The following is a 23,938-nucleotide window of genomic DNA, read 5'->3' on the forward strand; positions in this document are numbered from 1 at the left end:
GCAATATGGAGAGAAATATAAGTAAAGAATATGCAATTCGAATTGCTACTGAAAATGAAAGTGATAGTATTATCATTTTATTAAAAGAGGTAGCACAATGGCTACAATATAAAGAAGTGGATCAGTGGCAGTATCTTTTAGGAGAGGAAGCTACGGCTGAAATACTAGAATGTATAAGAGAGAAATATACATATGTTGTTCTGAAAGAAGATGAAATAGTTGGTACGGTTACAGTTTCTCCTAAACAAAATGAATGGGATGAACATATTTTTGGTAAAGAGGAAGTTTCTAATTCATTATATATTCATAGATTTGCGGTGAAACGGAAGTATAAGGGAAATGGAATAGGAGAATGGATTTTACGGTGGGTAGAAGAGAATGTGCAATGTGATAAAGAGTATTTGAAGTTAGATTGCGTGGGGCATAATCGTACGTTAAATGATTTTTATAAGAAAAATAGTTTTGAATATGTTGGAAGTACGGATGGGCTTAGTAAGTTTCAAAAGAAAAGGAGAATGTGAATGCATCCAATTAACGTAAGTTTAGTGGAAAAGTTAATACAGGAACAGTTTCCTGAATGGGCCCATTTAGAAGTGAAACCTGTAAAGTTTAGTGGGCATGATAATAGGACGTTTCACTTAGGGGATGAGATGAGTGTAAGATTGCCAAGTGATGTGGCATATGCACCGCAAGTAGAGAAAGAAAATAGTTGGCTTCCTATATTGAGTAAGGGGCTTTCTTTACCAATTTCTACCCCACTTGCGAAAGGAAATCCGTCTGAAGCGTATCCATTGCCTTGGTCTATTAATAAGTGGATAGAGGGAGAAACAGTTACGAAACAAAACGTTCGGGATTTAAATGAATTTGCGGCGGACTTAGGATCTTTTTTAGTAGAATTGCAATCTATAAATGCGAGTAACGGACCTTTAGCTGGAACACATAATTTTTACCGAGGCGGACTTATATCTGTATATGATGAAGAGGCGAGAGTTGCTATTGAAAATAATAAGGATGTTTTTGACGAGGCATTATTAAAGCACCTTTGGAATGTAGCACTTAGTTCAACATGGGACCGTAAGCCAGTTTGGGTTCATGGAGATGTAGCGCCAGGGAATTTACTCGTTAAAGATGGAAAGCTTTGTGCTGTAATTGATTTTGGTATTTTAGGTGTAGGAGATCCTGCTTGTGATGCAGCGATGGCGTGGACGTTTTTTGATGAAAATAGTAGAAATGTATTTAAAGAAGTATTACGCATGGATGAAGAAACGTGGAATAGAGCGAGAGGATGGGCACTTTGGAAGGCGTTAATTACATATGACGCAAATAGGGATAGTAATGAGAAGGTGGTCGAAGAATCTTATCGTGTCATTCAAGTGATTGTGGATGATTATAAAGGGTAATAGAAAACCCTATTTCAAAATAGGGTTTTTCACATGATTAAATAGTAGAAACGGAAAGAAGGAATATAACATAATTATACAGAATATTTAGATAATAGGGGGTGTGGAATTTTGAGTGAAATTGAATTAAAGAGTAATGTAATTAAGACAGGGCGAGAGAAGGGGATTATTCTTCGGTTTATACTTGCTAGTCTTGTTGGAGTGTTTATGTTTTTCGTTCCTGTTACGATAAACGGTGCATCGTCTATTATGATTGATCATATCGTATCGTGGATTAGGGCTTCGGTTCCTGGCGTAGTACCTTATTATGCATTATTTGTTATGGCGATTGGTGCGATTTATCCATTTTATACGAAGAAATGGAATGCATCTATCGTAGACATTTGTTTTTCTATTTTAAAAGTAGTTGGCGTTGTTTTTGGCATATTATATTGTTTAAAAGTAGGACCAGCTTGGTTCTTTGCGCCAGATATTGGGCCGTTTTTGTATGAGAAGCTAGTCATATCAGTAAGTTTGCTCGTTCCAATTGGCTCGGCGTTTTTAGCGTTATTAGTCGGATATGGATTGCTTGAATTTATCGGTACATTTTGTCGTCCGATTATGAGGCCATTATGGAATACGCCGGGGAGATCGGCGATTGATGCAGTTGCGTCCTTCGTTGGAAGTTATTCGCTTGCCCTTCTTATTACGAACCGCGTGTATAAAGAAGGAAAGTATACGACAAAAGAAGCGGCGATTATCGCTACAGGATTTTCTACAGTATCCGCTACATTTATGATCATCATCGCAAAAACATTAGATATTATGCATTTATGGAATGTTTATTTTTGGACTACACTTGTTGTAACATTCATCGTGACTGCTATCACCGTAAGAATCCCGCCCCTTAGTAGAAAACCAGATACATATGTAACAGAAGAAGGGTTCCCAGAGCCTGTTTATAAAGAGAAAATGTTAGAACGTGCTTGGGAAGATGCGTTAGAAGTATCAAAGTCGGCACCGAGCATTATGAAAAATATTGCAGTGAATTTAAAAGACGGATTTATTATGACAATGGGAATTTTACCATCCATTATGTCAGTAGGATTAATTGGTATCGTCTTAGCGAAGTTCACGCCAATATTTGATTGGATTAGTTATATTTTCTATCCGTTTACATGGCTATTACAATTACCAGAAGCAGACTTAGCTGCTAAAGCCGCATCAGTTGGTATTGCAGAAATGTTTTTACCGTCATTATTAGTAGTTAATGCACCACTTGTGACAAAGTTTGTTATTGCAGTTGTTTCCGTATCATCTATTTTGTTTTTCTCCGCTTCCATTCCTTGTATATTATCAACAGATATTCCATTAAAAGTATCTGAACTTATTATTTTATATGTGCAGAGAACGATTTTAACGTTGCTTATTATTACGCCGATTGCTTATTTGTTGCTTTGAACTATAATGTAAGTTCTGAATATATGGCGTTTACTAAATTGTGTAAATGAATATTTATCGTAAAAGCGTAGGTAGTGTGAAATTATAAGTGCGATGCTTGAATAAAGGCATCGTATTTTTTATTTTTAGATGTACTATATGTTTATGGCGCTAATTCATTAATATATATTAATAAAACTATGTTAATGATGTGTTATAGTAACAACAAAGGGGGCTTAAAAATGGAAATTATTCACGAAAGAGCAAAGTTGCGGTTAATGGATAATATTGATGTCGAAACTTTGTTTTCGATTGTAGAAGGAAATCGGGATATTTGGGCGTATTTAATCTCTAAAATGGATAGTGTGCAAGATATGCAACAATACGTTCAAAAAGCAATAAAGGGTTACGGAAGAGGTACTCAAATACCTTTCATAGTCGTAGATCAACAGTCGAATAAGATTGTAGGAAGTACACGGTTATATAATATTTCAGTAGAAGATAAGACAGTTGAGTTAGGGCAAACGTGGTATCATCCGAGTGTGCAACGTACGAGTATAAATACAGAGTGTAAGTATATGCTTCTTCAGTATGCTTTTGAAAAACTGCATATGCTTAGGGTACAAATTAAGACGGATGCAAGAAATGAAAAAGCCCAACGAGCAATTGAAAGATTAGGCGCAGTAAAAGAGGGTGTGCTTCGAAATGAAAGAAAATTACCGAATGGTTATGTGAGAGATGCGGTGGTGTACAGTATTATCTCGAGTGAATGGCCAGGCATAAAAGAACAATTGTTAGAAAAATTAGAGTTGTATAAAGAAAAGTTATAATTCGTGTTTTGAAAGGTATATTGTTCGTGAGACATGAAAAATATACCTTTTTTCTTACAAAATGCTACTTTATTTTAATTCCTTTTGTTTCATCGTTCCCTTCTGAGAAAAAATTCGTTACAATGTAGTTGTATGGTAATAAACTTATGAATTTAAAAAATGTAATGAAAACCGCAAATGAAAATGAATTGATAATCCTCAATTTTAAATGAAAACCCTTTTATACATAAATAACAAGTAAAGTTCCTTCTTTTAAATAAACTCAAACAAAACGATTTGATATAAATGTTTTTTATAGAAGTATGGATGATGTACGGAGGCAATTACAAATGAAAGAAAATAAGAAGAGTAAGAAAAGACGAATCTTTCAAGTATTTTTACTAATGATTTGTTCTGCTATTTTATATGTAAGTTATGCAGCTTACGATATTTGGAGTTATCGTTTTAAAGCAAATGATGACGTGAAAACGGATGCTGGTATCGTACTAGGCGCAGCTTCATGGAACGGAAAACCATCTCCTGTATTTAAAGAAAGAATTAATCATGCGATTTCTTTATATAAGAACGGAAATATTAAAAAGATTATTTTTACAGGTGGTACAAAGTTCGAGGCAGAACTTGAGGAAGCACGTACTGCAAGAGTATATGCAATGAAACAAGGTGTAAAAGAGGAAGATATTTTAATTGAAACAAAATCCCTTTTCACTGAAGAAAATTTAAAGAATGCGAAGCAAGTTGGAATAGAGAACGGCATACAAACATACACGATTGTAAGTGATCCACTTCATATGAAACGCGCAATGAGAATCGCAAAACATATTAATATTGAAGCATATGCTTCACCAACGCCGACATCAGCATATAAAACGTTAGATACAGAAATACCATTCTTCTTTAAAGAATTATTCTCGTATATTGGATATGTAACCTCTTTGCCATTAAAAGCATTGAAGGGGGACTAATATAAGAAAAGGATCTATCCTTAAATAGGAACTTTTCTTATTAGTCAAAAACATTGTATTTTTATCGGAATAGTGAAACAATAGAGAGGTAGCTTCATATAATCATAATGACAAAATGAACGGTTTATGAATCGAGCATAAAGTGAAACTTTAATCAGTGGGTGGGTTTCTCACTGATTATTAGTTGAACCAATCGGGCGTTTACGGGCAGTTGATCTCCCACCTAACTTCCTTTGCTTCACCTGAATTTTTAGGTGGGAGTTTTACTGCCCGCAAATAGCGGGATAAAGGAGATTATAGTATGGCACTCTCATTTGTTGAAACAGAAGAACAGTCTTTAATTATTGAGAAAATAAATAAATTGATTCCGAAGTTCATGGAAAGGGAGCATCAGCTAAGTGAATTAGGATCATTTCCGTATGAAAATATAAATGATTTGAAAGATATCGGATATACGAAATTAACGTTACCGAAGGAATTTGGTGGTAGTACCATTTCTTTATATGACTTCGTTTTATTTCAAGAGAAAATCGCGGAAGGCTGTGGAGCTACTGCATTATCGATTGGCTGGCATCTTGGCATTGTGAAGGAGCTAGCGGAAAATCGCTCTTGGAATGATGAGATGTTCAAATGGTTTTGCGAAGAAGTACGTAATGGTGCGCTCTTTAACAGGGCAGCAACAGAACCGAAAACAGGGAGTCCGACGCGTGGCGGCAAACCAGAAACAATAGCGGTTCAACAAGGCGAGAAGTGGATTATAAATGGAAGAAAAACTTTTACAACGATGGCGCCAGTACTTGATTATTTTATTATTTCAGCAAGTATGGAAGGCCGTGAAGAAGTTGGTGAGTTTGTTATTCCAAGAAATACACTCGGTGTATCTATTGAAGAAACGTGGGATAGCGTTGCAATGCGAGGGACTGCTAGCCACGACCTTGTTTTACAAAATGTAGAGATAGACAACCGCTTTTTTACGGATGTAAAAGGCGGGAAAGTGAAACAAAAGGGTATTGGCTGGTTGCTACATATACCAGCATGTTATTTAGGAATTGCACAATCAGCAAGAAATTATGCAGTTCAGTTTGCGGGATCATACAAACCAAATAGTTTAAACCATTCTATTAGTTTATTACCGAATGTTAGAAGATTAGTTGGAGAATTAGAACTCGAGCTTATGCAAGCTCGCGTCTTTTTATATCAAATTGCGAAAAAATACGATGAGGCAGAAGATAAACTGTCACTGCAAGCAGAATTAGCGGCAGTGAAATACGCCGTAACAAATGCGGCGATATCCATAGTGGATAAATCAATGCGCATCGTAGGAGCAAAAAGTCTATCAGAAAAAAATCCGCTCCATCGTTACTATTTAAATGTCAGAGCAGGATTACACAATCCACCGATGGATGATGCAACATTATCTATGCTTGCGGATGCGGCGTTTCGGTCGTGATTTTTGAAGTTTACATTTTATTGTTTATGGATATTATAGTTGTTTTGAAAGCACGGGTTTGATTAGTAATCAAACCCGTGCTTTTTATGTGTATGAAGTACTTAATGGAGATGTAGGTTTTTAATATAAATGATTATCATGGTGTTGTGATTGTTTCTTGTTGAAAAATTCTTATTGTAATGCCAGTTTGGAGGCTGTATAAACATTTTTCGTATTTAATCCCAAATTAAAGGTCTTTCCAAGTTAACCATTCGCAAATATTGTAAAAATTGACCCGCATGGACCGCATCATGATAGGCAATTCGTAATAGCATATCACCTAAATATCGTTGATAGCCAACATCGCTTCGATCAATAAGTCTTGAATCTAGCTCGGCTATGCTTATTGATTGAACATATTCTATGAAGTCAGTAAAGTGTGATTGTGCCAATTCAATTTCTTTTTTTACACAAGTAATTGGCTCGTCATCATACGGGGTACGTATGTCGTTTATTGAACCGTTGTTTTTTATAATCATATGATAGTAAAAAGTTGAGCTCCATACGTGACGAATCATTTCACCAAAGGACATAGCCTCAGGATCAGGCTTCCAATTAAGAAAATTATCGGGAAGAGAATTCCATAATTTTTCTGAGCGCCTTCTCGTTTCTTTTAAATTTAATATACTAAGATCAATTGCATTCATAATACATTCTCCTTTACTATTAAACTTAAAATAATTGTATCAATTTAATAGTTAGGGTATCATCGAAATATGAATGTATATCCGAATATCTCATATATAGCTAAACTAATTGCTGAACCTACAAGAGCAATCATCTTAGATTGTCTAATGAATAATCAGGCACTACCTGCTAGTGAATTGGCTTATATGGCAAAAGTGTCACATCCAACAATTAGTTCGCATCTTTCTAAATTAGTAGAAGGGAATTTACTTACAGTTGAACAACATGGTAGACATCGTTACTATCGACTTGCTAATCAAGAAGTTGCAGAAGTGCTTGAAAAGTTAGGGACAATTGCACCAACAGTTCAAGTTCGCTCTTTAAAACAATCAAGCCAACTAAAACAAATTCGTTATGCTCGAACTTGTTATGATCATCTTGCAGGCAAACTCGGTGTAGAGATAACTGAAAAATTACTAGATAGGCAATTTATAATTTTAGAGGATGGAGAATACATTGTAACGGAACAAGGTAAGAAATGGTTTCTGAATTTTGGAATAAATGTTGATGAGGCAGATACAAAAAGGAGGGTATTTGCAAAACCTTGCCTTGATTGGAGTGAACGGCGTTACCATATTTCTGGTTGGTTAGGGTCTGCAATTGCAAAACTGCTTTTTGAACAGGGATGGATTACGAAAACGGATAAGAACCGAGCTGTCCATCTTACAAAGAAAGGTGTAAAGTTATTGGAAGATCAATTAGGCATTGATCTGAAAACTGAGGAAAGAAAAGCTTGAAATTAGAAAAATCCGTCAAAATGAAGGGCTTTTTTCATTATGGTAGGAGTGTACATGAATAATAGGATGTTACCAATAATCGTTGCCAATAAAAAATCTTTCTTTTCATTCTTCTTTTTTAAGTTTTAAAGGAGAAAGCTAGGCTTCTTATTTTTACTAATGTTATAATAAGAAAAAAGCACGAAAAGAGGTCATCTCATGCTAGAGGTTATTGCAACATGTTTAGAAGATGTAAAACGAATTGAAAGTGCTGGCGGGAAGCGGATTGAATTAATTTCATCTTATACAGAAGGTGGTTTAACACCGAGTTATGCTTTTATAAAAAAAGCGGTAGAAGTAGTAAGTATACCAATTCATGTTATGATTCGTCCGCATGCGAAGTCTTTTACATATACGGAAGAAGAAATTGAAATGATGAAAGAAGATATTATAGTTGCACAGAAGTTAGGAGCAGCTGGGGTAGTATTAGGCGTATTAAACGAACGAAATGAAGTGGATGAAGAGAAATTAGCGGATTTACTATCTGTTGTAGATGGAATAAATGTAACGTACCACCGTGCGATAGATGATATAAAAAATCCAGTAGAAGCGATGAGCACTTTAAAGAAGTTTCATAAAGTGACTCACGTTTTAACTTCAGGTGGACAAGGAAATATAGTAGAGAATATTCCGGTGCTTACAGAAATGCAAAAGGTAAGTGAGGGTCAAATTCAGCTTGTAGCTGGAGCTGGCGTGACGAAAGAAAATATAAAGCGATTGCTAGATGAAACCGGAATCACGCAGGCGCATGTCGGTACAGCGGTAAGAGAAGGAAAATCATGTTTTTCTGAAATAGATCCTAATTTAGTACAAGAATTAGTTGAAATAATAAAATAAGTGCTTAAGAAAGAGGAGAAACGATGAAGGAAAATACGAAGAAAGAATTATTCTCTTGGGCTAAAACGATAGGTTTTACCCTTGTATTAATTGCTATTATTCGCGGTGTTTTATTTACACCTTCTTTAGTACAAGGTGAATCAATGATGCCCACTTTAAAAAATAACGAAAGAGTTCTCGTGAATAAGATTGGTTATAGTATAAGTGGATTAGATCGCTTTGATATTATCGTCTTCCACGGGAAAGAAGGATACGATTTAGTAAAACGAGTAATTGGTTTGCCAGGCGATACAGTTGAGTATAAAAATGATGTTTTATATGTAAACGGAAAAGCGATGGAAGAACCATATTTAAAACAGTTTAAAGAAAAAGCAGTAGGCCGTGTATTAACTCCAGACTTTACGTTAGAACAAATCACTGGGAAAACGAAAGTGCCAGAAGGCCAAGTATTTGTTTTAGGGGATAATCGTGAAGTTTCTAAGGATGGTCGCATGTTTGGCTTTATTTCAGAAGATGAAATTGTCGGAAAAGGACAAGCTGTTTTCTGGCCGTTGGAACAAGTAAGAGCGTTATAAAGTGTGGTGAAGTATGGGAGAGATATTCTTCCATACTTTTTTATTTGCTTAAAATCTATTGATTGAATTGAAAGAATATTATATAATTTTAAATTATATGTTTGTTTCGAAAAACGGAATTTAAGTTCCGTAATTCGGAACGAAAGGGAGATAGAATGAGTATAAATAAAACGGCAGTTAAGACAATGGATATTTTGGAGTTGTTTTATGAGCATGAAGAGCTAAGTTTAACAGAGATGGTTCAGCTTACAAATATGCCGAAAACATCTGTTTATCGTTTAATTGGCTCGTTGGAAGAGATGGAGTTTTTACAAAAAAACGAAAAGGGGAAATATCGTTTAGGGGTCGTATTTTTACGGTTCGGTCAACTTGTTTCACAACGATTATCAGTAAGAAATATAGCAATTCCTTATATGAAAGAACTTAGAGATAGTTTAGGACAGGCAGTTAATTTAATAATTCAGGATGGAAATGACGCAATTTATGTTGAAAAAATGGAAGGTGTTCAGCCGGTACGCGTGTATACGGCGGTTGGAAGAAGAGCACCGCTTTATGCTGGCGCATGTCCAAGAATTTTACTATCGTATTTCTCTGAGGAAGAGAAACGGAGATACATAGAGGAAGTGGATTTAAAACAGTTTGCAGATGGAACAATCGTGGATAAGAAACAATTGTTAGAAGTGTTGCAAATGGCAAAAAAGGAAGGCTACACCATTAGTTATGCTGAGTTAGAAAATCATACAGCCGCGATAGCAGCACCCATTTTCGCGAGCGATGGAACGGTTGTAGCAGGCATTAGTATTTCGGGATTAGCAATTGAGTACAACGAAAGTAACATTTCATATTTTATTGCGAAGGTGAAAGAAACAGCGCATCGCATTTCGAAAGAACTCGGCTTTTTGGCATAGAAAGAGGGAGTAGGATGAAATTTTCTGCGTTAGGGGATCAAGCAATTATTGTTATATTTGGTGAAGAAATTAAGAGGGATATATATGAGAAAGTACAGCGGTTATTTCAAGCACTGCAGCAACATCCGTTTGCAGGAATGATAGAGTGCGTTCCGTCGTTTACTTCATTAGCTGTTTACTACAATGTATACGAAGTATGGAAGGGAAATGAGAGACGTGAAAGGTCACATGATTACGTTCGCCAGTATATAAAGGAGCTGTGTGATTCTTATAAAGAAGAAGTAAAACAGGATGTGAAACATATTTCTATACCAGTGTGCTACGGGGGAGAATATGGACCTGATTTAGAAGAGGTTGCACATTATAAAGGTTTACAAGTAGAAGATGTGATTCGAATACATAGTGAAACTACATATTTTGTATATATGTTAGGTTTTACACCAGGGTTCCCGTATTTAGGAGGACTATCAAAAGAATTAGAAACACCTAGAAAAGAAATACCGCGGTTACAAATCTCACCTGGTTCGGTAGGAATCGGCGGAAATCAAACAGGTATTTATCCACTTGAAACACCGGGTGGATGGAATATTATTGGTCGAACACCAATCTCCTTATTTAATCCGGAAGAAGAAACACCAACCTTTATTCAAAGCGGTATGTATTTACGATTTATCCCAATAACGAAGGAAGAGTACGTATCACTTGAGGGGGCTAAAGAATGGATGTAGAGGTTTTGCATGCAGGAATGTTTACAACAGTCCAAGATTTAGGGCGATCTCATTATCAACAATACGGTGTACCAGTTGGCGGGACTATGGATCAAAGTGCACTTCGGATGATCAATATGTTAGTTGGTAATGAGGAGAATGAAGCGGGACTCGAAATGACGATTATGGGACCTAAATTGTTAATAAAGAAAACGACTTTACTTGCGATTGGCGGAGCAGATATGGAACCGTTATTGAATGGAGAACGTATCCCGTTATGGCGTCCCATTTTAGCGGAAGAAGGTAGTATGCTTTGTTTTGGAAAAGTGAAAAGTGGTTGCAGAGCGTATGTGACCTTTGCGGGTGGAATACATATTGAGCGTACAATGGGAAGCAAAAGTACGTACATACGTGCTACGATTGGTGGTATAGAAGGAAGAATGCTGAAAAAGGGTGACTACTTCCAAATTGGTGCACAACCAGAAATGGCGAATCGTTTCATACAAGACTTACAAAAAGATGAGCGTATAAAAACGAAATGGGCAATTAGCAACAGTGTACTACCAAAGTATAAGAAACATCCTAAGCTTCGTGTCATAGCTGACTTTGAATACGATCAATTTACAGAAGAAAGTAGAAAGGCATTTTTTACGAAAGAGTATAAGGTATCTAATTATGCTGACCGTATGGGCTATAGGGTTGAGGGAGAAGTTTTAAATAGGATTGAAGAAAAAGAGATTTTATCGAGTCCTGTTACATTTGGAACCATTCAAGTTCCTAATGGTGGACAGCCGATTATATTAATGGCAGATAGGCAAACGACAGGTGGCTATCCGAGAATGGGAAATATCATTTCAGTAGATTTACCTCTTCTTGCCCAGCTAAAGCCGGGGGACTATGTTTCTTTTGAGAAAATTACGCTTGAAGAAGCGGAACAATTGTACATAGAACAAGAAGTAAATATGAATCTATTAAAGAAATTCATCGCTTTACGAAGCTAAAATTAGGAGGAATACATTATGACTACAATCGATTTAAACTGTGATTTAGGAGAAAGTTTTGGCGCTTATAAAATGGGGAATGGTGATGAAATTCTTCCGTTCGTTTCCTCTATAAACGTTGCTTGCGGTTTTCATGCGGGTGATCCGTCTATTATGCGTCAAACTGTTGAAAAAGCTTTGGAGCATAACGTAGCAGTAGGGGCGCATCCTGGATTTCCTGATTTAATTGGATTTGGTAGAAGAAACATGAATGTTTCAGCAAGTGAAGTATACGATTATGTTTTATATCAAACAGGCGCATTAGACGCATTTGTGAAAGCGGCAGGCGGGAAAATGCAGCATGTAAAGCCGCACGGTGCCTTATATAATATGGCGGCGTCTAATCCGGAAATTGCAGATGCAATTGCAAAGGCAATTTATCATATAAATCCAAGTCTATTACTTTATGGATTAGCAAATAGCGAGGCGTTTATACAGGCTGCAGAAAAATACAAAGTAACTCTCGTACAAGAGGCTTTTGCGGATCGTACATATAAGCAAGATGGTACATTAACGAGCCGTACAGAAGAAAATGCGCTTATAAAAGATGAAGACGAAGCGATAAAGCAAGTACTTCAAATGGTGAAAGAAGGCTATGTATATGCGGTCAATGGAGAGAAAGTAGCAGTTCAGGCGCAAACGATTTGTTTACACGGTGATGGGGAAAAAGCAGTGCAATTTGCAGGAAGAATATACAGAACATTCAAACTTAACGAAGTTTCTATTTGTACACCGAAATAAAAAATGAGAGGAAGTGCTAGAAATGATTAAATTAATCGGGATACTACTTGTTGCAGTGGGCTTTTTATTTAGATTAAATACACTTTTAGTAGTTATGGTTGCAGGTATTGTTACTGGTATGGTTTCAGGATTAAGTTTTTATGATGTGATCAGCATGTTCGGTAAATTTTTCATAGAGAATAGATATATGTCTATGCCAATTATATTAACTTTACCGGTAATCGGAATTTTAGAGCGTTACGGTTTAAAAGAAAGAGCCGAAGCACTTATAACGAAATCAAAAGGAGCAACAACTGGAAGAGTATTAATGTCATATTTTACGATAAGAGAATCATCAGCAGCACTAGGGCTTAATATTGGTGGGCATGCGCAAACAGTAAGGCCGCTCGTTGCACCGATGGCAGAAGGGGCCGCGCAAGGTAAATACGGTAAACTTCCTGAAAAATTAAGAGAAAAGATTAAAGCAAACGCAGCGGCTGCGGAAAATACAGCTTGGTTTTTCGGAGAAGATATTTTCATCGCAACTGGAGCTATTTTATTAATGAAAGGATTCTTCGATTCAGTAGGTATGCATGTCGGAGTATGGGATATGGCACTTTGGGGCATTCCGACAGCAATATCTGCACTTATTGTAAGCTGGATTAGATTTAGAAGGTTTGATAAATATATAGAGAAAACAATGAAGGCAGAAGGAAAAGAAGAGAAGGAGGCAATCTAATATGAACATCATCACAATGGATACAATCTATTATGTATTAGGGATAATCGTTGCTTTTATCGCTGTTCGTATCGCATTCGATTGTAAACATCCAAACAGATTCGGTTCTAGTTTATTTTGGGCATTGTTTGCAGTTACATTTTTATTTGGAAATGTAATTCCTTCGTTTTACGTTGGCTGTATCGTGCTCGCTATGGTCGTTTTAGCCTCGCTAAATAAAGTAACAAAATCAGAGGAAAAAGAAGTTCCAGTACAAGAACGTGTGAAACATGCTGAGAAATTAAAAAATAAAATTTTTATGCCTGCACTATTAATTCCTATTTTTACAATTATCGGTACGTTGACCTTAGGGAAAATTAAATGGGGAAATGTCTCTCTTGTTGATCCAGATAAAGTAACATTAGTTGCACTAGCGCTTGGTGCATTACTCGCATTTGTTGCGGCGATGCGTATTACAAAATCAAAAATAACAACACCTGTACAAGAAGGAAGCAGACTATTACAAGCTGTTGGCTGGGCTGTAATTTTACCACAAATGTTAGCAGCACTTGGCGGTATATTCGCGAAGTCTGGCGTTGGACAAGTTGTTTCAGACTTAGTCGGACAAGTGCTACCGACAGAGTATCCGTTCGTTGCCGTTATGGCGTACTGTTTAGGCATGATGCTATTTACAGTCGTAATGGGAAATGCATTCGCAGCGTTTGCTGTTATTACTGGCGGAATTGGCTTACCTTTAATAGTTCAAATGCACGGCGGAAACCCAGCAATTATGGCAGCACTCGGTATGTTTGCTGGATATTGCGGAACGCTGCTTACTCCAATGGCAGCAAACTTTAATATCGTACCTGCGATGCTTTTAGAGCTAAAGGATAAAAATGCGGTTATTAAAGCGCAAGTACCAATTGCTCTTTCAATTTTTATCATAAATATGTTTATTATGTACGGCCTAGTATATCGTTTCTAATTAGGAGGATAAAACTATGAAAACAGTATTATTAACAGGGTTTGATCCGTTCGGCGGAGAAAATATCAATCCAGCTTGGGAAGTAGCAAAAGGTTTGCATGAAAAAACAATTGGAGAATACAAGATAATAAGCAAACAAGTACCAACTGTATTTCATAAATCAATAAGCGTATTAAAAGAGTATATAGAAGAACTAGCGCCGGAAATTATTATATGCATTGGACAAGCTGGGGGTAGACCAGATATTACGATAGAACGTATCGCAATTAATATTGATGATGCAAGAATCGCTGACAATGAAGGGAATCAGCCGGTAGATGTACCGGTTGTAGAAGAAGGAGCGATTGCGTATTGGTCTACACTTCCGATGAAAGCAATCGTAAAAAAACTTCGCGAAGAGGGTATACCGTCATCTGTTTCACAGACGGCAGGCACATTCGTTTGTAATCACTTATTCTATGGACTTATGCATGAACTAGAGAAACATGATAAGAAAATAAAAGGCGGATTCATTCATATTCCGTTTTTACCAGAACAAGCGAGTAATTATCCAGGGCAACCGAGTATGTCACTTTCTACTATTCGTAAGGGGATAGAATTGGCAATCGAAGTAACGACGACAGTTAAGGTAGATATTGTAGAGGTTGGGGGCGCAACGCATTAAGTAAAATGAATTGTACAACACCTCCTGTAAACAACTGGTATAATAAGAATAGGAAAATACATAGAGGTGATTTTTGTGCAACAATTTGAAGAAGTACGTTCAATTTTAGAAAAAGCGAAGAAAATTACAGTATTAACAGGCGCTGGTGCAAGTACGGAAAGTGGTATTCCAGATTTTCGTTCAGCAAATGGATTGTATGCTGATGCGAATGTGGAGATGTACTTATCAAGAGGGTACTATAACCGAAGTCCGAAAGAATTTTGGAAGCATTATAAAGAAATCTTTCAAATTAATACGTTCCATCAATATAAACCAAATCGTGGCCATCGCTTTTTAGCTGAGCTAGAAGAACAAGGGAAAGATATTACGATTTTAACGCAAAATATTGACGGTTTACATCAATTAGGTGGCAGTAAGCATGTCATTGATTTACATGGAACACTTCAAACAGCACATTGTCCAAAATGTAAATCAGGCTATGATTTACAGTATATGATTGATCATGAAGTACCGCGTTGTGAGAAGTGTAATTTTATTTTAAATCCAGATGTTGTTTTATACGGAGATACATTGCCGCAATATCAAAATGCGATGAAACGTTTATATGAAACAGGTGTACTTCTCGTTATGGGAACGTCATTAAAAGTACAACCTGTCGCTTCATTCCCGGAAATCGCAAAGAGGGAAGTAGGAGCAACAACTATTTTAGTAAATGAAGAGTTAACAGGACAGGAATATAACTTTGATTTTGTTTTTCAAAATAAGATTGGTGAGTTTGTTGAAGGGTTATCTTCAATGAAATAAGTTATCGAAAAAACTGAGGTATCTGCCTCAGTTTTTTATTTGAGTAATCACTGTTTTAAGCCATATGAAAACATTTTGATAATGTAGTAACAACATCTCTATAATTTATAAAAATCAATTTGCCCCATTTTTCTTTTAGAATAATATTCATGTTATTGTGCATTAAGGGAATGGTAATAAATAGGATGTAAAAACAAAAAACTGAAAATTAAATCTTTTATTTCTTTTATAATTAATATAAAATTCTATATATATCATATAAATAAATTTGATACATAATGATTTTGCGTAGAAATGTTAATAGAATAAAGCGAGGGAGCGAAATGAGACAGAAAAAGGAGCAGAAAAAACAATCGAAAAAGAAAAAGACTCATATTCCATTTCGGTTAAATGTACTATTTTTTATTGTCTTTCTTTTATTTTCAGCTATTATAATTCAATTAGGTAAAGTACAAATCATTGATGGAGAAACGTATAGAAATGAAGTAAACAAAAAGGAAGATGTAACGGTAAGTACTCCCGTTCCTAGAGGGAAAATGTTTGATCGACAAGGTCACGTTATTGTAAATAATAAACCATTGCGAACCGTTACATATACGAAAATGAGAGGAGTAGACTCGAAAGAAGTTTTACAAGTAGCAAGAGATTTAGCTAAGCTAATTGAAATGTCGCAAGAGGACATGGATAAGTTAACAGAGACAGATAAGAAAGATTTTTGGATGCAGTTAAATGAAAAGCGGGCAGCAGCGAAAGTAACGAAAGAAGATGAGAGTAAATTTAGAAAGCAAGAAATAGAAGGAAAAGAGTTAGATAAAAAAGTAGAAGAACTGCGCCGGGAAAGAATTACACAAGAAGAATTAAATGAGCTTTCAAAGGAAGATATAGAAGTATTAGTAATTAAAAGCAAAATGAATGCGGGATATAAAATGACGCCGCAAATCGTTAAAAAAGATGTAAGTCAAAATGAATATGCTGTCGTTAGTGAAAGGTTGGCAAGCTTACCAGGGGTAGATACGACAGTAGATTGGGAACGTGAATACCCAAATGATAAAATACTGCGCTCTATACTAGGTAGCGTTTCTAATGAAAATGAAGGATTGCCAAGAGAACAATTAGATTATTATTTAGTTCGTGATTATAATCGAAACGACCGTATTGGTAAAAGTTACATTGAAAAACAATATGAAGATGCACTACATGGAACGAAGGAACAGTCTAAAAATATTATGGATAAAGCAGGGAAGATTGTTCGAACAGAAAAAGTGACTGAAGGAAAAAGTGGAAATAACTTGATGTTAACAGTCGATATGGATTTACAGAAAAGAGTAGAGGGAAGCCTTGAAAAGAATTTACGAGCCTTTCATGCTGCAGAGCCGATGATGGATCGTGCGTTCGTAGTAATGATGAATCCGAAAAACGGTCAAATTTTATCAATGGCAGGAAAGAAAATTGTAAATAAAGATGGCGGGATGCAAATAGAAGATTATGCATTAGGAACGATGACAAGTTCTTATGAGTTAGGGTCAACTGTAAAAGGGGCTACTGTATTAACTGGATATCAAACAGAAGCGATTAAGCCGTATACACATTTCTTTGATGCGCCAATGTATTTTAAAGGAAGTTCTAAGCCGAAGAAATCGTGGAAAGAATTTGGGGATATTGATGATTTAAGAGCTTTGCAAGTGTCATCGAACGTTTATATGTTTAATACGGCTTTAAAAATGGCAGGCATTAATTATGTCCCAAACAATCCATTAGACATTAAACAAGAAACATTTAATAAAATGCGCTACTATTTTAGACAATTTGGCCTAGGTGTGTCGACTGGTATTGACCTGCCAAATGAATCAATTGGTCAAGTAGGTAGAACTGATAACATACCTGGATTTTTACTTGATTACGCGATTGGACAGTATGATACATATACGCCGCTTCAGCTTGCACAATATATTTCCACAATTGCAAATGGCGGTTACCGAATGAAACCACAAATTGTACAAGAAGTTAGAGAGCAACCGAATAGACCAGAGGATGTAGGAAAAGTCGTTCGGTCGATTGAACCAGTTGTATTAAATAGAGTGGATATGGACACTTCGTACATTAATCATGTAAAAGAAGGATTTAGAAGAGTTTTTCAAGAAGCTGACGGAACAGGTACCGGAACGTTTAAAGGTCTACCATATAAACCAGCGGGAAAAACAGGAACAGCTGAGACAGTATATGGTGGAGAAAGTGATATTGGAAGAGATGAGAACAACAACCGAAAAAAATGTTATAATTTAACTCTTGCCGGTTATGCACCATATGATGCTGATCCGGAAGTAGCTTTTTCAGTTGTTGTACCATGGGTGAATGATGATAAATCAGGAATTAATTCTGCGATTGGTAAAGAGATTTTGGATGCGTATTTTGAATTAAAAACAAATAGATCAAATGCAAATTCAATTCCAGTAGAACAACCGAACAAGGCACAGTAAAAATAGTATCACTGCATGGAAACATATTGTGCAGTGATATATTTTTTGAGTTAAAAAGCGCTTTATAAGGTGGGAATGGATATGAAAAAGGAGATTAAGAGAGGCTGGGGAAAGTACATACTATTTATATTGGTGATAGTCATAGGCTACCATTCTTTTACTTTATGTAAGGTGGAAGGGGAATCGATGCAGCCGACTTTATATGAAGAAGACTACGTATTTGTAAATAAAGCGGTAGTACGTCTTTCTAATTTACAACACGGAGAAATTGTCATTATAAAAGAAGAGGATGAATCGAAATATTATGTGAAACGTGTAATAGGGCTTCCTGGTGATGTAATTAACATAACGAACGGAAAGGTATATGTGAACGATAAAAAGCAAGAAGAACCATATACAAACAAAGATTTATTTAACAACACACAAGTGTTTTATAATTTTCAAAAGACAAAAATTCCGCCAAATAAGTTATTTGTAATGGGAGATAACCGCGAAGTAAGTAGAGATAGTCGAAATGGCTTAGGATATATTGAAGAAGATAACATAATAGGCAAGGTGGAATTTGTATATTATCCTTTTTCAAAAATGAAAATGATAGAATAAGTGGGGGATGAGCAAAACCCCACTTATTAAAGTTTCACTTTATTTTCTTTAAAAAACCTTTTGGATTAAATGATATGAAAAATTTATGTTTAGACTCGTCGATTATGAAGTTATTATTTTTAGTTAAAAACTCATCCACAGCTTCCATCGGGCCAGGACCCCAATCGGGAAGAAGCGGATTTCCATTAATGGAGGTATCTTCTACAATCATATAACTGCCAGTAGTGACGATAGATTTATATAGTAATAGTTCTTTGGAGACATGTTCTTTACTATGATCAGAATCTAAAATAACTAAAACCACATCATTAGGTTTGCGCATGCTTACAATTGTTTGGATGGCCTGCACAGAAACAGAAGATGCTGTTAAATACGTAATCCGATTATGTGATGGCCGATTTGGCTGCGGAGTTATATCGATAGTAAGTACGTGACCTTTTCCAATTAAATCTAACATAGAAGCTAAATACAGTGCACTACCACCGTGAAAAGTCCCGCATTCAATAATTAAATCGGGCTTTAATTCATAAATAATTTCTTGATACAAAAAGAGATCAGAGGGAAGTTTACAGATTGGAACCCCGAACCAGTGTGTATCGTTTAACCACACGAGGCTGTTGTAATATTGGTTTAGAAATTCATTGCTTATATTATCGATTTTAAATTCTCCTTTCTAAAAAGGATTCTCTCGTTTGACGTAAAGTGTTTACGCATGAAAGTTGTACTATATATTATGTAGTAAGGAATTGTAAGGCGAGTGTTTTTACTTGAAAATAAGCCAAATAACTCATGTGGAAAATGAAAGGAAATGATCGTATGTACAAATACACAATTTGTTTTATTAGAAAAAGCGATAAAATACTGCTATTAAATAGAAATAAAAAGCCGAATATGGGGATGTGGAATGGTGTTGGAGGAAAAATAGAAGAGAATGAAACGCCATACGAAGGAATAATTAGAGAAACGTTTGAGGAAACGGGTATAGAACTTTCAAGTGTAACGTATAAAGGGACTGTTGTTTTTAAAGGTAAAGATGAGCCCCAGGCTAGTGAAGGAATGTATGTGTTCGTTGCTGATTTTCCAGATGGAATGCAAATGAATACACCATTACGTACGGCTGAAGGATTATTAGAATGGAAAGAAATTGATTGGATATTAGATGGTGATAATAGAGGTGTAGTTAGCAACTTACCAAAATACTTACCGACAGTAATAACAGAAGAAAATAAGTTAAAACATATATTCACGTACGATAACCGGAATATTATTAATTACACAACTGCATGTTTGACAGAAGATGATGCGAACAAGCGATATGAAAAACAACTCATTTCTCAATAGAAGAGGATAGTGAAAAATCACGTTTTTGTTCTCATTATATATACGAAGTGATTATATGTTTCAGAAATACAATTTATTGGTCAGAATTGTAATATGTATGATATAACTTTTCTTATGGTGAAAGAGTAGAGAACATACGTAAACGGAAAAGAGGTGGCTTTGCCACCTCTTTTCCGTTAGTCACGAATCGCCTTAATGATAAACCGATGTTGTTTCACATCAAAATATCCTTTTTGTAAGATAATTTCATGTATACGATATAACTCCTCATAATACCTTTCGACAGTAAAATCAGGAATTTGCCACGGAATTGCTTTTAAATAATAGACGATAGCGCCAATATCATAAAATCGTTGGAAAGGGAATTCTTCCTTTGCTTCTAAAATAGTAAATCCAGTTTCCTCTAACTCACTACATGCTGCTTCAAGTGACCAACTTGCAAATTCGTTATTTAGCGGTGCGTTAAATTGCTCATTAAGTTCCACACAATCGAGACCACCAACTTGTTGTGTAAGGAAAATCCCATTTTGAGAAAGGATTCTTTTTACTTCAGAAGCAGCATATGATTCATGTTGGTTTAGGATTAGATTAAACTGACCATCTTGAAATGGCAATGCAGTATCATCGTTCACCTCTACAACAGTAACCCCTAAAGGCTCTAATTTCTTTCGAGCAATTGGCACGTTTGGAGCGTAGCCCTCAGTAGCATAAATAGTTGACGGGAACGGTTGTAACATAGATAAAAACTCTCCGCCGCCAGTCCCCATATCTAGCATTGATTTAGCGCGTTGCATAAGTTGGAAAGCAGTACTGCCGTACGACCACGATAAAGGCTCGCTCTTCATTCGACCCGTTTCTGAAATGAAAGAAAAATCCCAACCGCTAAAATGTGTATTTGCACTTTCTAATAAAGTTAAAAATAATGGATCACGTTTCATAATTATGTCCTCCTATTTTTCAATGAATGATATGATGAGAAAGGAGAACGGGAGGACCTCTTATGAAAGAGAAGCGGTTTTACGTTTCGTGTTCGAATAGATTCATATAAATTCGCTCCTTGTGAGAATGGTTATTTATATATTCGGGATAATTGAGTGGAAATCCTTTGAAGGAATAAAAGAAGGCAGTTGTTTAATGAAAAAATAAATTGAGTTATCTATTTTTATAGTGTAATTGTTCATTCATACGCATAAAAAATTATTCTCTCCATAAAATAGTAAAATTATATTGGAGGTTGAATTATGAAAAAATTTAGTGTATTTTCAATAATCTTGATGACTTTTGGACTATTATTATTTGGATTAAATAGGATAATAGATAGCTATTCTGAGCCTATTATCCTATTAGGGTATATTTCTTTTTAAATTGGAATGGTTCTAAGTTTTATAGCAATTGCTAGACGTGAAGATGGAAGAGTAAAATTCATATCACTTATCTTTTTCTTTGTTGTCCTGTTTTTCATTACTTGGTTTGAGCCGGTTCAGGTACTACGAATTATTACTTGGCTAAAAAATATCTATTAAAATCTGAATTATTGGTAAAAATGGGAAACCTTAAATTTAGGTTTCTTTTTATTATATTCGATTATCAATAGTAAAGTTTATTAGAGCCATTAATAAAAGAAATAAATATATAAACTGATTGTAAAAATATTTTAATTCTTTGAAAACATTCAACGATTTAGTATTCTTTATATATGGAATATTTTGTTTATGCGAAAAGAGGGCAAGGTGCTATATGAAAAGAATAAAAAATGTAATGTTACTATTGTTATGTTTCTTATGTTTAAGTGGTTGTAATTATGAAGATGAAGATCAGGTGAAAAAATATGTGAAAAAAAAGCACGGAATTGATGTGATTGTAACAGATTGGGGTGCTATACACGAAGGGAATATGGGGCATACATACCATACTGTTCAAGCGAAAAACAATAAAAATATTCAATTTAGAGTAGAGGTTGATGGCTTAGTATACTCAAGAATAAAAGGTGATGAATATCAATACGGAAAAAAAACATATGAGGAATATAAGAAATTTAAACCAATGCTAGAAGAAATTAAAAAATTAGGTTACGTGGAACCTGAAAATAAAAATGTTTTTCAATATATAGTGGATGATGATATAGAGGAGAAACCAACGGATACGTTATTATTAACTTTAAAAATGAGTGACAAGATTGATTACAGTCAATTCCAATCAAAAGAATTAGATCGTTTATATGCTCTAATCCAATTCATTCAGAAGAGTAATAGAAAGATAACAAAACTTGAAATTGAGGATTATAATGGTAAATCTATAGGTTTCCCTTTTCAAAATATACAAAAAGCTATAACGAAAGAAGAACTGCTTTTAACAATGAAAAACACAGTAAACGGTTATTGGACATATTTGGTTCAAACTGAAACCAAAGTAGGCGAAAGATTAAATGAGATACAAAATAGCCACTTTGAAATTGAGGATATTATTTGTCCACACCCGAAAGACGGCAATTGTCTAGAGTATGAATTGACATTAGTTTTCAATGACAGTGAGATAAAATATAGAAATGATCCATATGTAATAGAGGATTTGAGAAAGGTAGTCACTATTCTTAAAGAAGAACTATATAATAAGGAATTTAACATATTTTTAAGGAACAAGGATGGAACAAGTTATTCACTCTGGCTATCATCCGAAAAAATTAAGGAAAGTAATAACATAGAAGAGCTAGTAAAATAATGATATAAAGAAGAAATTTAAAGTGCTTTTTACGTTTGTTATTTCTGTATTCAAAAGGAAAACCGCTTATACTTCATTTTTGAAGCATAAGCGGTTTTGTTTAAAATACTTAAAAACAAAAATCTTTTGGTAAAGTACCATTTTTAATAACTGTTCTTAACCCATGTTTTATAATCCAAGGATTAATAGGATGCTGTTTATCACGTAATTGCTGTAACCACTGAAAAACGAGTTCTTTATCTTCTTTCGTAATATCGTTAATATGATTGGCTACAGATTTTTGAACATATTTAGAAGGGTCATTCATTAATGGTTCAAGAAGTTGTAAATTGTACTGAAAATCACCTTTTAGAGCTCCTATTTTTTTAGCCCAAGGAAGCCTTGGTCTTGTACCTTCAGAAACTAATCTCCTAATGTGGCTGTTTTCGTCATGAATCCACTGTTGTAATATGTTTAGTGTATCTTCATGGTATGTTTCAAGAAAGGGCCGAATGGCATATTCAGCAGTATTCCTTTTCGTTATTTCATACATTGCATTAAACGAGATTTTAAAATCGTTAAGCCCATATTTTTCAACGTATTTTGCAACAGGCATGTACATATATCCATTTGTAAATGTGCCTACTTCTGTTGTATTTTCTGGTCCTAATGTTTTCAGTAATATATGTATTGCAGCATTAAAATCTTTTTGTAAAGCATTGTGTAATTCATCTGCAATTACTTCAATACGCTGTTTTAACTCTAAATTTTCAACTTTACAAGCTACAGAATCTACAAAGATGCTTTTAGAGAAACAAGGATCGTGTTTACAAATAGAATCAGCTGTTTTTTCTGCTAATTCTTCATTAAATAAAAATTTTAACGGAACATATTTACCCATTTTTTCACCTCGGTGGTCAAATGAAAACAATTTTTATTTTTTAATCGACAATCCATAAACCAAAGTCTCACTCGGAGTCGTAATACTAAAACCTGTCGTCTTATAATCAAGCTTCACTGTATCACCAGTGTAGTCTTTCGTAAATGAATCCATTTGTACGATAAGCTCCGCATCTTCATATACAACATCATCTGCGTTAAATGTATCCCAAATTAAATCGACATCAACGAAAATACTACAAGAGTTTGTCATTGTTCCTCTAATGCGAATGATCTTTTTGTCTTCACGTTCTAATCTATGTATAGCTGCTTTTGCTTCATCAGTAATGCGAATGTTCATTGTATCCCAACCTTTTATTTATATTTCTTCTATTATGGCAAAAACAGGAGCAATAGGGA

General features: G+C 35.2%; 26 protein-coding genes and 1 pseudogene. 22 read left to right on the forward strand and 5 right to left on the reverse strand.

Annotated elements, in window-relative coordinates; genetic code table 11:
• Positions 1–5: 5 nt before the first annotated feature.
• From ACTFSL_RS09220 to ACTFSL_RS09245, 6 genes are all read left to right on the forward strand, one after another.
• A complete protein-coding gene (locus ACTFSL_RS09220) occupies positions 6–521 on the forward strand; it encodes a GNAT family N-acetyltransferase (RefSeq protein WP_059303672.1) in 516 nt (171 codons plus the stop codon).
• Positions 522–1,400, forward strand: coding sequence for an aminoglycoside phosphotransferase family protein (locus ACTFSL_RS09225; protein WP_059303673.1), 879 nt, complete (start codon positions 522–524; stop codon positions 1,398–1,400).
• Positions 1,401–1,511: 111 nt separating this feature from the next.
• Positions 1,512–2,840, forward strand: a complete 1,329-nt coding sequence (locus ACTFSL_RS09230) for a YjiH family protein (RefSeq protein ID WP_059303674.1) — start codon at positions 1,512–1,514, stop codon at positions 2,838–2,840.
• A gap of 221 nt (positions 2,841–3,061) precedes the next feature.
• Entirely contained in the window at positions 3,062–3,649 is a 588-nt protein-coding gene (locus ACTFSL_RS09235; protein WP_000402578.1) for a GNAT family N-acetyltransferase, read from the forward strand.
• A gap of 329 nt (positions 3,650–3,978) precedes the next feature.
• A complete protein-coding gene (locus tag ACTFSL_RS09240) occupies positions 3,979–4,611 on the forward strand; it encodes a YdcF family protein (RefSeq protein ID WP_000662215.1) in 633 nt (210 codons plus the stop codon).
• A 301-nt stretch (positions 4,612–4,912) separates the two neighbouring features.
• Entirely contained in the window at positions 4,913–6,061 is a 1,149-nt protein-coding gene (locus ACTFSL_RS09245; protein ID WP_059303675.1) for an acyl-CoA dehydrogenase family protein, read from the forward strand.
• A 215-nt stretch (positions 6,062–6,276) separates the two neighbouring features.
• Here the strand turns inward: ACTFSL_RS09245 and ACTFSL_RS09250 are convergent, their stop codons facing one another.
• Positions 6,277–6,747: a DinB family protein gene (locus tag ACTFSL_RS09250; protein WP_000991272.1), complete on the reverse strand. Its 471-nt coding sequence runs from the start codon at positions 6,745–6,747 to the stop codon at positions 6,277–6,279.
• Between the two features lie 69 nt (positions 6,748–6,816).
• Between ACTFSL_RS09250 and ACTFSL_RS09255 the strand changes: the two genes are divergently transcribed.
• From ACTFSL_RS09255 to lepB (ACTFSL_RS09315), 13 genes are all read left to right on the forward strand, one after another.
• Complete coding sequence (locus ACTFSL_RS09255) at positions 6,817–7,524, forward strand: ArsR/SmtB family transcription factor (RefSeq protein ID WP_001103806.1); 708 nt, start codon at positions 6,817–6,819, stop codon at positions 7,522–7,524.
• A gap of 198 nt (positions 7,525–7,722) precedes the next feature.
• Positions 7,723–8,400 carry a copper homeostasis protein CutC gene (locus ACTFSL_RS09260; RefSeq protein WP_000895121.1) on the forward strand — a complete coding sequence of 226 codons (678 nt, stop codon included), beginning with the start codon at positions 7,723–7,725 and terminating at the stop codon, positions 8,398–8,400.
• 23 nt (positions 8,401–8,423) lie between these two features.
• Positions 8,424–8,975, forward strand: a complete 552-nt coding sequence (gene lepB, locus ACTFSL_RS09265; RefSeq protein ID WP_000662501.1) for a signal peptidase I — start codon at positions 8,424–8,426, stop codon at positions 8,973–8,975.
• A gap of 155 nt (positions 8,976–9,130) precedes the next feature.
• Positions 9,131–9,883, forward strand: coding sequence for an IclR family transcriptional regulator (locus ACTFSL_RS09270; RefSeq protein WP_059303676.1), 753 nt, complete (start codon positions 9,131–9,133; stop codon positions 9,881–9,883).
• A gap of 14 nt (positions 9,884–9,897) precedes the next feature.
• On the forward strand, positions 9,898–10,611 hold the full coding sequence (pxpB, locus tag ACTFSL_RS09275; protein ID WP_059303677.1) for a 5-oxoprolinase subunit PxpB: 714 nt from the start codon (positions 9,898–9,900) through the stop codon (positions 10,609–10,611).
• Positions 10,602–11,591, forward strand: coding sequence for a biotin-dependent carboxyltransferase family protein (locus tag ACTFSL_RS09280; RefSeq protein ID WP_059303678.1), 990 nt, complete (start codon positions 10,602–10,604; stop codon positions 11,589–11,591). Before pxpB ends, ACTFSL_RS09280 begins: the two co-directional genes overlap by 10 nt.
• 18 nt (positions 11,592–11,609) lie before the next feature.
• Complete coding sequence (gene pxpA / locus ACTFSL_RS09285; RefSeq protein ID WP_059303679.1) at positions 11,610–12,371, forward strand: 5-oxoprolinase subunit PxpA; 762 nt, start codon at positions 11,610–11,612, stop codon at positions 12,369–12,371.
• Positions 12,372–12,393: 22 nt separating this feature from the next.
• Positions 12,394–13,089 carry a DUF969 domain-containing protein gene (locus tag ACTFSL_RS09290; RefSeq protein ID WP_000593392.1) on the forward strand — a complete coding sequence of 232 codons (696 nt, stop codon included), beginning with the start codon at positions 12,394–12,396 and terminating at the stop codon, positions 13,087–13,089.
• A gap of 1 nt (position 13,090) precedes the next feature.
• Positions 13,091–14,053 (forward strand): DUF979 domain-containing protein, encoded by a 963-nt coding sequence (locus ACTFSL_RS09295; RefSeq protein WP_001021642.1) that lies wholly within the window; start codon positions 13,091–13,093, stop codon positions 14,051–14,053.
• Between the two features lie 16 nt (positions 14,054–14,069).
• Positions 14,070–14,717 carry a pyroglutamyl-peptidase I gene (gene pcp, locus ACTFSL_RS09300; protein WP_000859708.1) on the forward strand — a complete coding sequence of 216 codons (648 nt, stop codon included), beginning with the start codon at positions 14,070–14,072 and terminating at the stop codon, positions 14,715–14,717.
• 66 nt (positions 14,718–14,783) lie between these two features.
• Entirely contained in the window at positions 14,784–15,521 is a 738-nt protein-coding gene (locus ACTFSL_RS09305; RefSeq protein ID WP_074554685.1) for an NAD-dependent protein deacylase, read from the forward strand.
• 323 nt (positions 15,522–15,844) lie between these two features.
• On the forward strand, positions 15,845–17,998 hold the full coding sequence (locus tag ACTFSL_RS09310) for a peptidoglycan D,D-transpeptidase FtsI family protein (RefSeq protein WP_440041556.1): 2,154 nt from the start codon (positions 15,845–15,847) through the stop codon (positions 17,996–17,998).
• Between the two features lie 81 nt (positions 17,999–18,079).
• Positions 18,080–18,601, forward strand: coding sequence for a signal peptidase I (gene lepB, locus ACTFSL_RS09315; RefSeq protein ID WP_002094069.1), 522 nt, complete (start codon positions 18,080–18,082; stop codon positions 18,599–18,601).
• Positions 18,602–18,635: 34 nt separating this feature from the next.
• Here lepB (ACTFSL_RS09315) and ACTFSL_RS09320 read toward each other — a convergent pair whose 3' ends face one another.
• Positions 18,636–19,259, reverse strand: a complete 624-nt coding sequence (locus ACTFSL_RS09320; protein ID WP_440041605.1) for a cephalosporin hydroxylase family protein — start codon at positions 19,257–19,259, stop codon at positions 18,636–18,638.
• 158 nt (positions 19,260–19,417) lie between these two features.
• Between ACTFSL_RS09320 and ACTFSL_RS09325 the strand changes: the two genes are divergently transcribed.
• Positions 19,418–19,942: an NUDIX hydrolase gene (locus ACTFSL_RS09325; RefSeq protein ID WP_002182860.1), complete on the forward strand. Its 525-nt coding sequence runs from the start codon at positions 19,418–19,420 to the stop codon at positions 19,940–19,942.
• Positions 19,943–20,118: 176 nt separating this feature from the next.
• On the opposite strand, the gene ACTFSL_RS09330 is transcribed toward ACTFSL_RS09325, so the two are convergent.
• Entirely contained in the window at positions 20,119–20,880 is a 762-nt protein-coding gene (locus ACTFSL_RS09330) for a class I SAM-dependent methyltransferase (RefSeq protein ID WP_242291986.1), read from the reverse strand.
• 303 nt (positions 20,881–21,183) lie between these two features.
• On the opposite strand from ACTFSL_RS09330, the pseudogene ACTFSL_RS09335 reads away from it, so the two are divergent.
• Both ACTFSL_RS09335 and ACTFSL_RS09340 read left to right on the forward strand, forming a co-directional pair.
• Positions 21,184–21,465, forward strand: a pseudogene (locus ACTFSL_RS09335) (hypothetical protein).
• A gap of 214 nt (positions 21,466–21,679) precedes the next feature.
• A complete protein-coding gene (locus ACTFSL_RS09340) occupies positions 21,680–22,660 on the forward strand; it encodes a hypothetical protein (protein WP_326235059.1) in 981 nt (326 codons plus the stop codon).
• 109 nt (positions 22,661–22,769) lie between these two features.
• Here ACTFSL_RS09340 and ACTFSL_RS09345 read toward each other — a convergent pair whose 3' ends face one another.
• Positions 22,770–23,540, reverse strand: coding sequence for a DNA alkylation repair protein (locus ACTFSL_RS09345; RefSeq protein WP_440041558.1), 771 nt, complete (start codon positions 23,538–23,540; stop codon positions 22,770–22,772).
• A 33-nt stretch (positions 23,541–23,573) separates the two neighbouring features.
• On the reverse strand, positions 23,574–23,879 hold the full coding sequence (locus ACTFSL_RS09350; RefSeq protein WP_002026004.1) for an iron-sulfur cluster biosynthesis family protein: 306 nt from the start codon (positions 23,877–23,879) through the stop codon (positions 23,574–23,576).
• Between the last annotated feature and the right edge of the window lie 59 nt (positions 23,880–23,938).

It is taken from the genome of Bacillus cereus group sp. MYBK108-1 (genome assembly GCF_051917185.1).
GTDB lineage: Bacteria > Bacillota > Bacilli > Bacillales > Bacillaceae_G > Bacillus_A > Bacillus_A cereus.

Coding starts and splice junctions, on each gene's coding strand:
- ACTFSL_RS09295 (WP_001021642.1), top strand. CDS start 13,091: ATGAACATCATCACAATGGATACAATCTATTATGTATTAGGGATAATC.
- ACTFSL_RS09270 (WP_059303676.1), top strand. CDS start 9,131: ATGAGTATAAATAAAACGGCAGTTAAGACAATGGATATTTTGGAGTTG.
- ACTFSL_RS09325 (WP_002182860.1), top strand. CDS start 19,418: ATGTACAAATACACAATTTGTTTTATTAGAAAAAGCGATAAAATACTG.
- ACTFSL_RS09330 (WP_242291986.1), bottom strand. CDS start 20,880: ATGAAACGTGATCCATTATTTTTAACTTTATTAGAAAGTGCAAATACA.
- ACTFSL_RS09345 (WP_440041558.1), bottom strand. CDS start 23,540: ATGGGTAAATATGTTCCGTTAAAATTTTTATTTAATGAAGAATTAGCA.
- lepB (WP_000662501.1), top strand. CDS start 8,424: ATGAAGGAAAATACGAAGAAAGAATTATTCTCTTGGGCTAAAACGATA.
- ACTFSL_RS09250 (WP_000991272.1), bottom strand. CDS start 6,747: ATGAATGCAATTGATCTTAGTATATTAAATTTAAAAGAAACGAGAAGG.
- ACTFSL_RS09350 (WP_002026004.1), bottom strand. CDS start 23,879: ATGAACATTCGCATTACTGATGAAGCAAAAGCAGCTATACATAGATTA.
- ACTFSL_RS09225 (WP_059303673.1), top strand. CDS start 522: ATGCATCCAATTAACGTAAGTTTAGTGGAAAAGTTAATACAGGAACAG.
- ACTFSL_RS09235 (WP_000402578.1), top strand. CDS start 3,062: ATGGAAATTATTCACGAAAGAGCAAAGTTGCGGTTAATGGATAATATT.
- ACTFSL_RS09290 (WP_000593392.1), top strand. CDS start 12,394: ATGATTAAATTAATCGGGATACTACTTGTTGCAGTGGGCTTTTTATTT.
- ACTFSL_RS09260 (WP_000895121.1), top strand. CDS start 7,723: ATGCTAGAGGTTATTGCAACATGTTTAGAAGATGTAAAACGAATTGAA.
- ACTFSL_RS09280 (WP_059303678.1), top strand. CDS start 10,602: ATGGATGTAGAGGTTTTGCATGCAGGAATGTTTACAACAGTCCAAGAT.
- pxpA (WP_059303679.1), top strand. CDS start 11,610: ATGACTACAATCGATTTAAACTGTGATTTAGGAGAAAGTTTTGGCGCT.
- lepB (WP_002094069.1), top strand. CDS start 18,080: ATGAAAAAGGAGATTAAGAGAGGCTGGGGAAAGTACATACTATTTATA.
- ACTFSL_RS09255 (WP_001103806.1), top strand. CDS start 6,817: ATGAATGTATATCCGAATATCTCATATATAGCTAAACTAATTGCTGAA.
- ACTFSL_RS09240 (WP_000662215.1), top strand. CDS start 3,979: ATGAAAGAAAATAAGAAGAGTAAGAAAAGACGAATCTTTCAAGTATTT.
- pcp (WP_000859708.1), top strand. CDS start 14,070: ATGAAAACAGTATTATTAACAGGGTTTGATCCGTTCGGCGGAGAAAAT.
- ACTFSL_RS09310 (WP_440041556.1), top strand. CDS start 15,845: ATGAGACAGAAAAAGGAGCAGAAAAAACAATCGAAAAAGAAAAAGACT.
- ACTFSL_RS09220 (WP_059303672.1), top strand. CDS start 6: ATGGAGAGAAATATAAGTAAAGAATATGCAATTCGAATTGCTACTGAA.
- pxpB (WP_059303677.1), top strand. CDS start 9,898: ATGAAATTTTCTGCGTTAGGGGATCAAGCAATTATTGTTATATTTGGT.
- ACTFSL_RS09245 (WP_059303675.1), top strand. CDS start 4,913: ATGGCACTCTCATTTGTTGAAACAGAAGAACAGTCTTTAATTATTGAG.
- ACTFSL_RS09340 (WP_326235059.1), top strand. CDS start 21,680: ATGAAAAGAATAAAAAATGTAATGTTACTATTGTTATGTTTCTTATGT.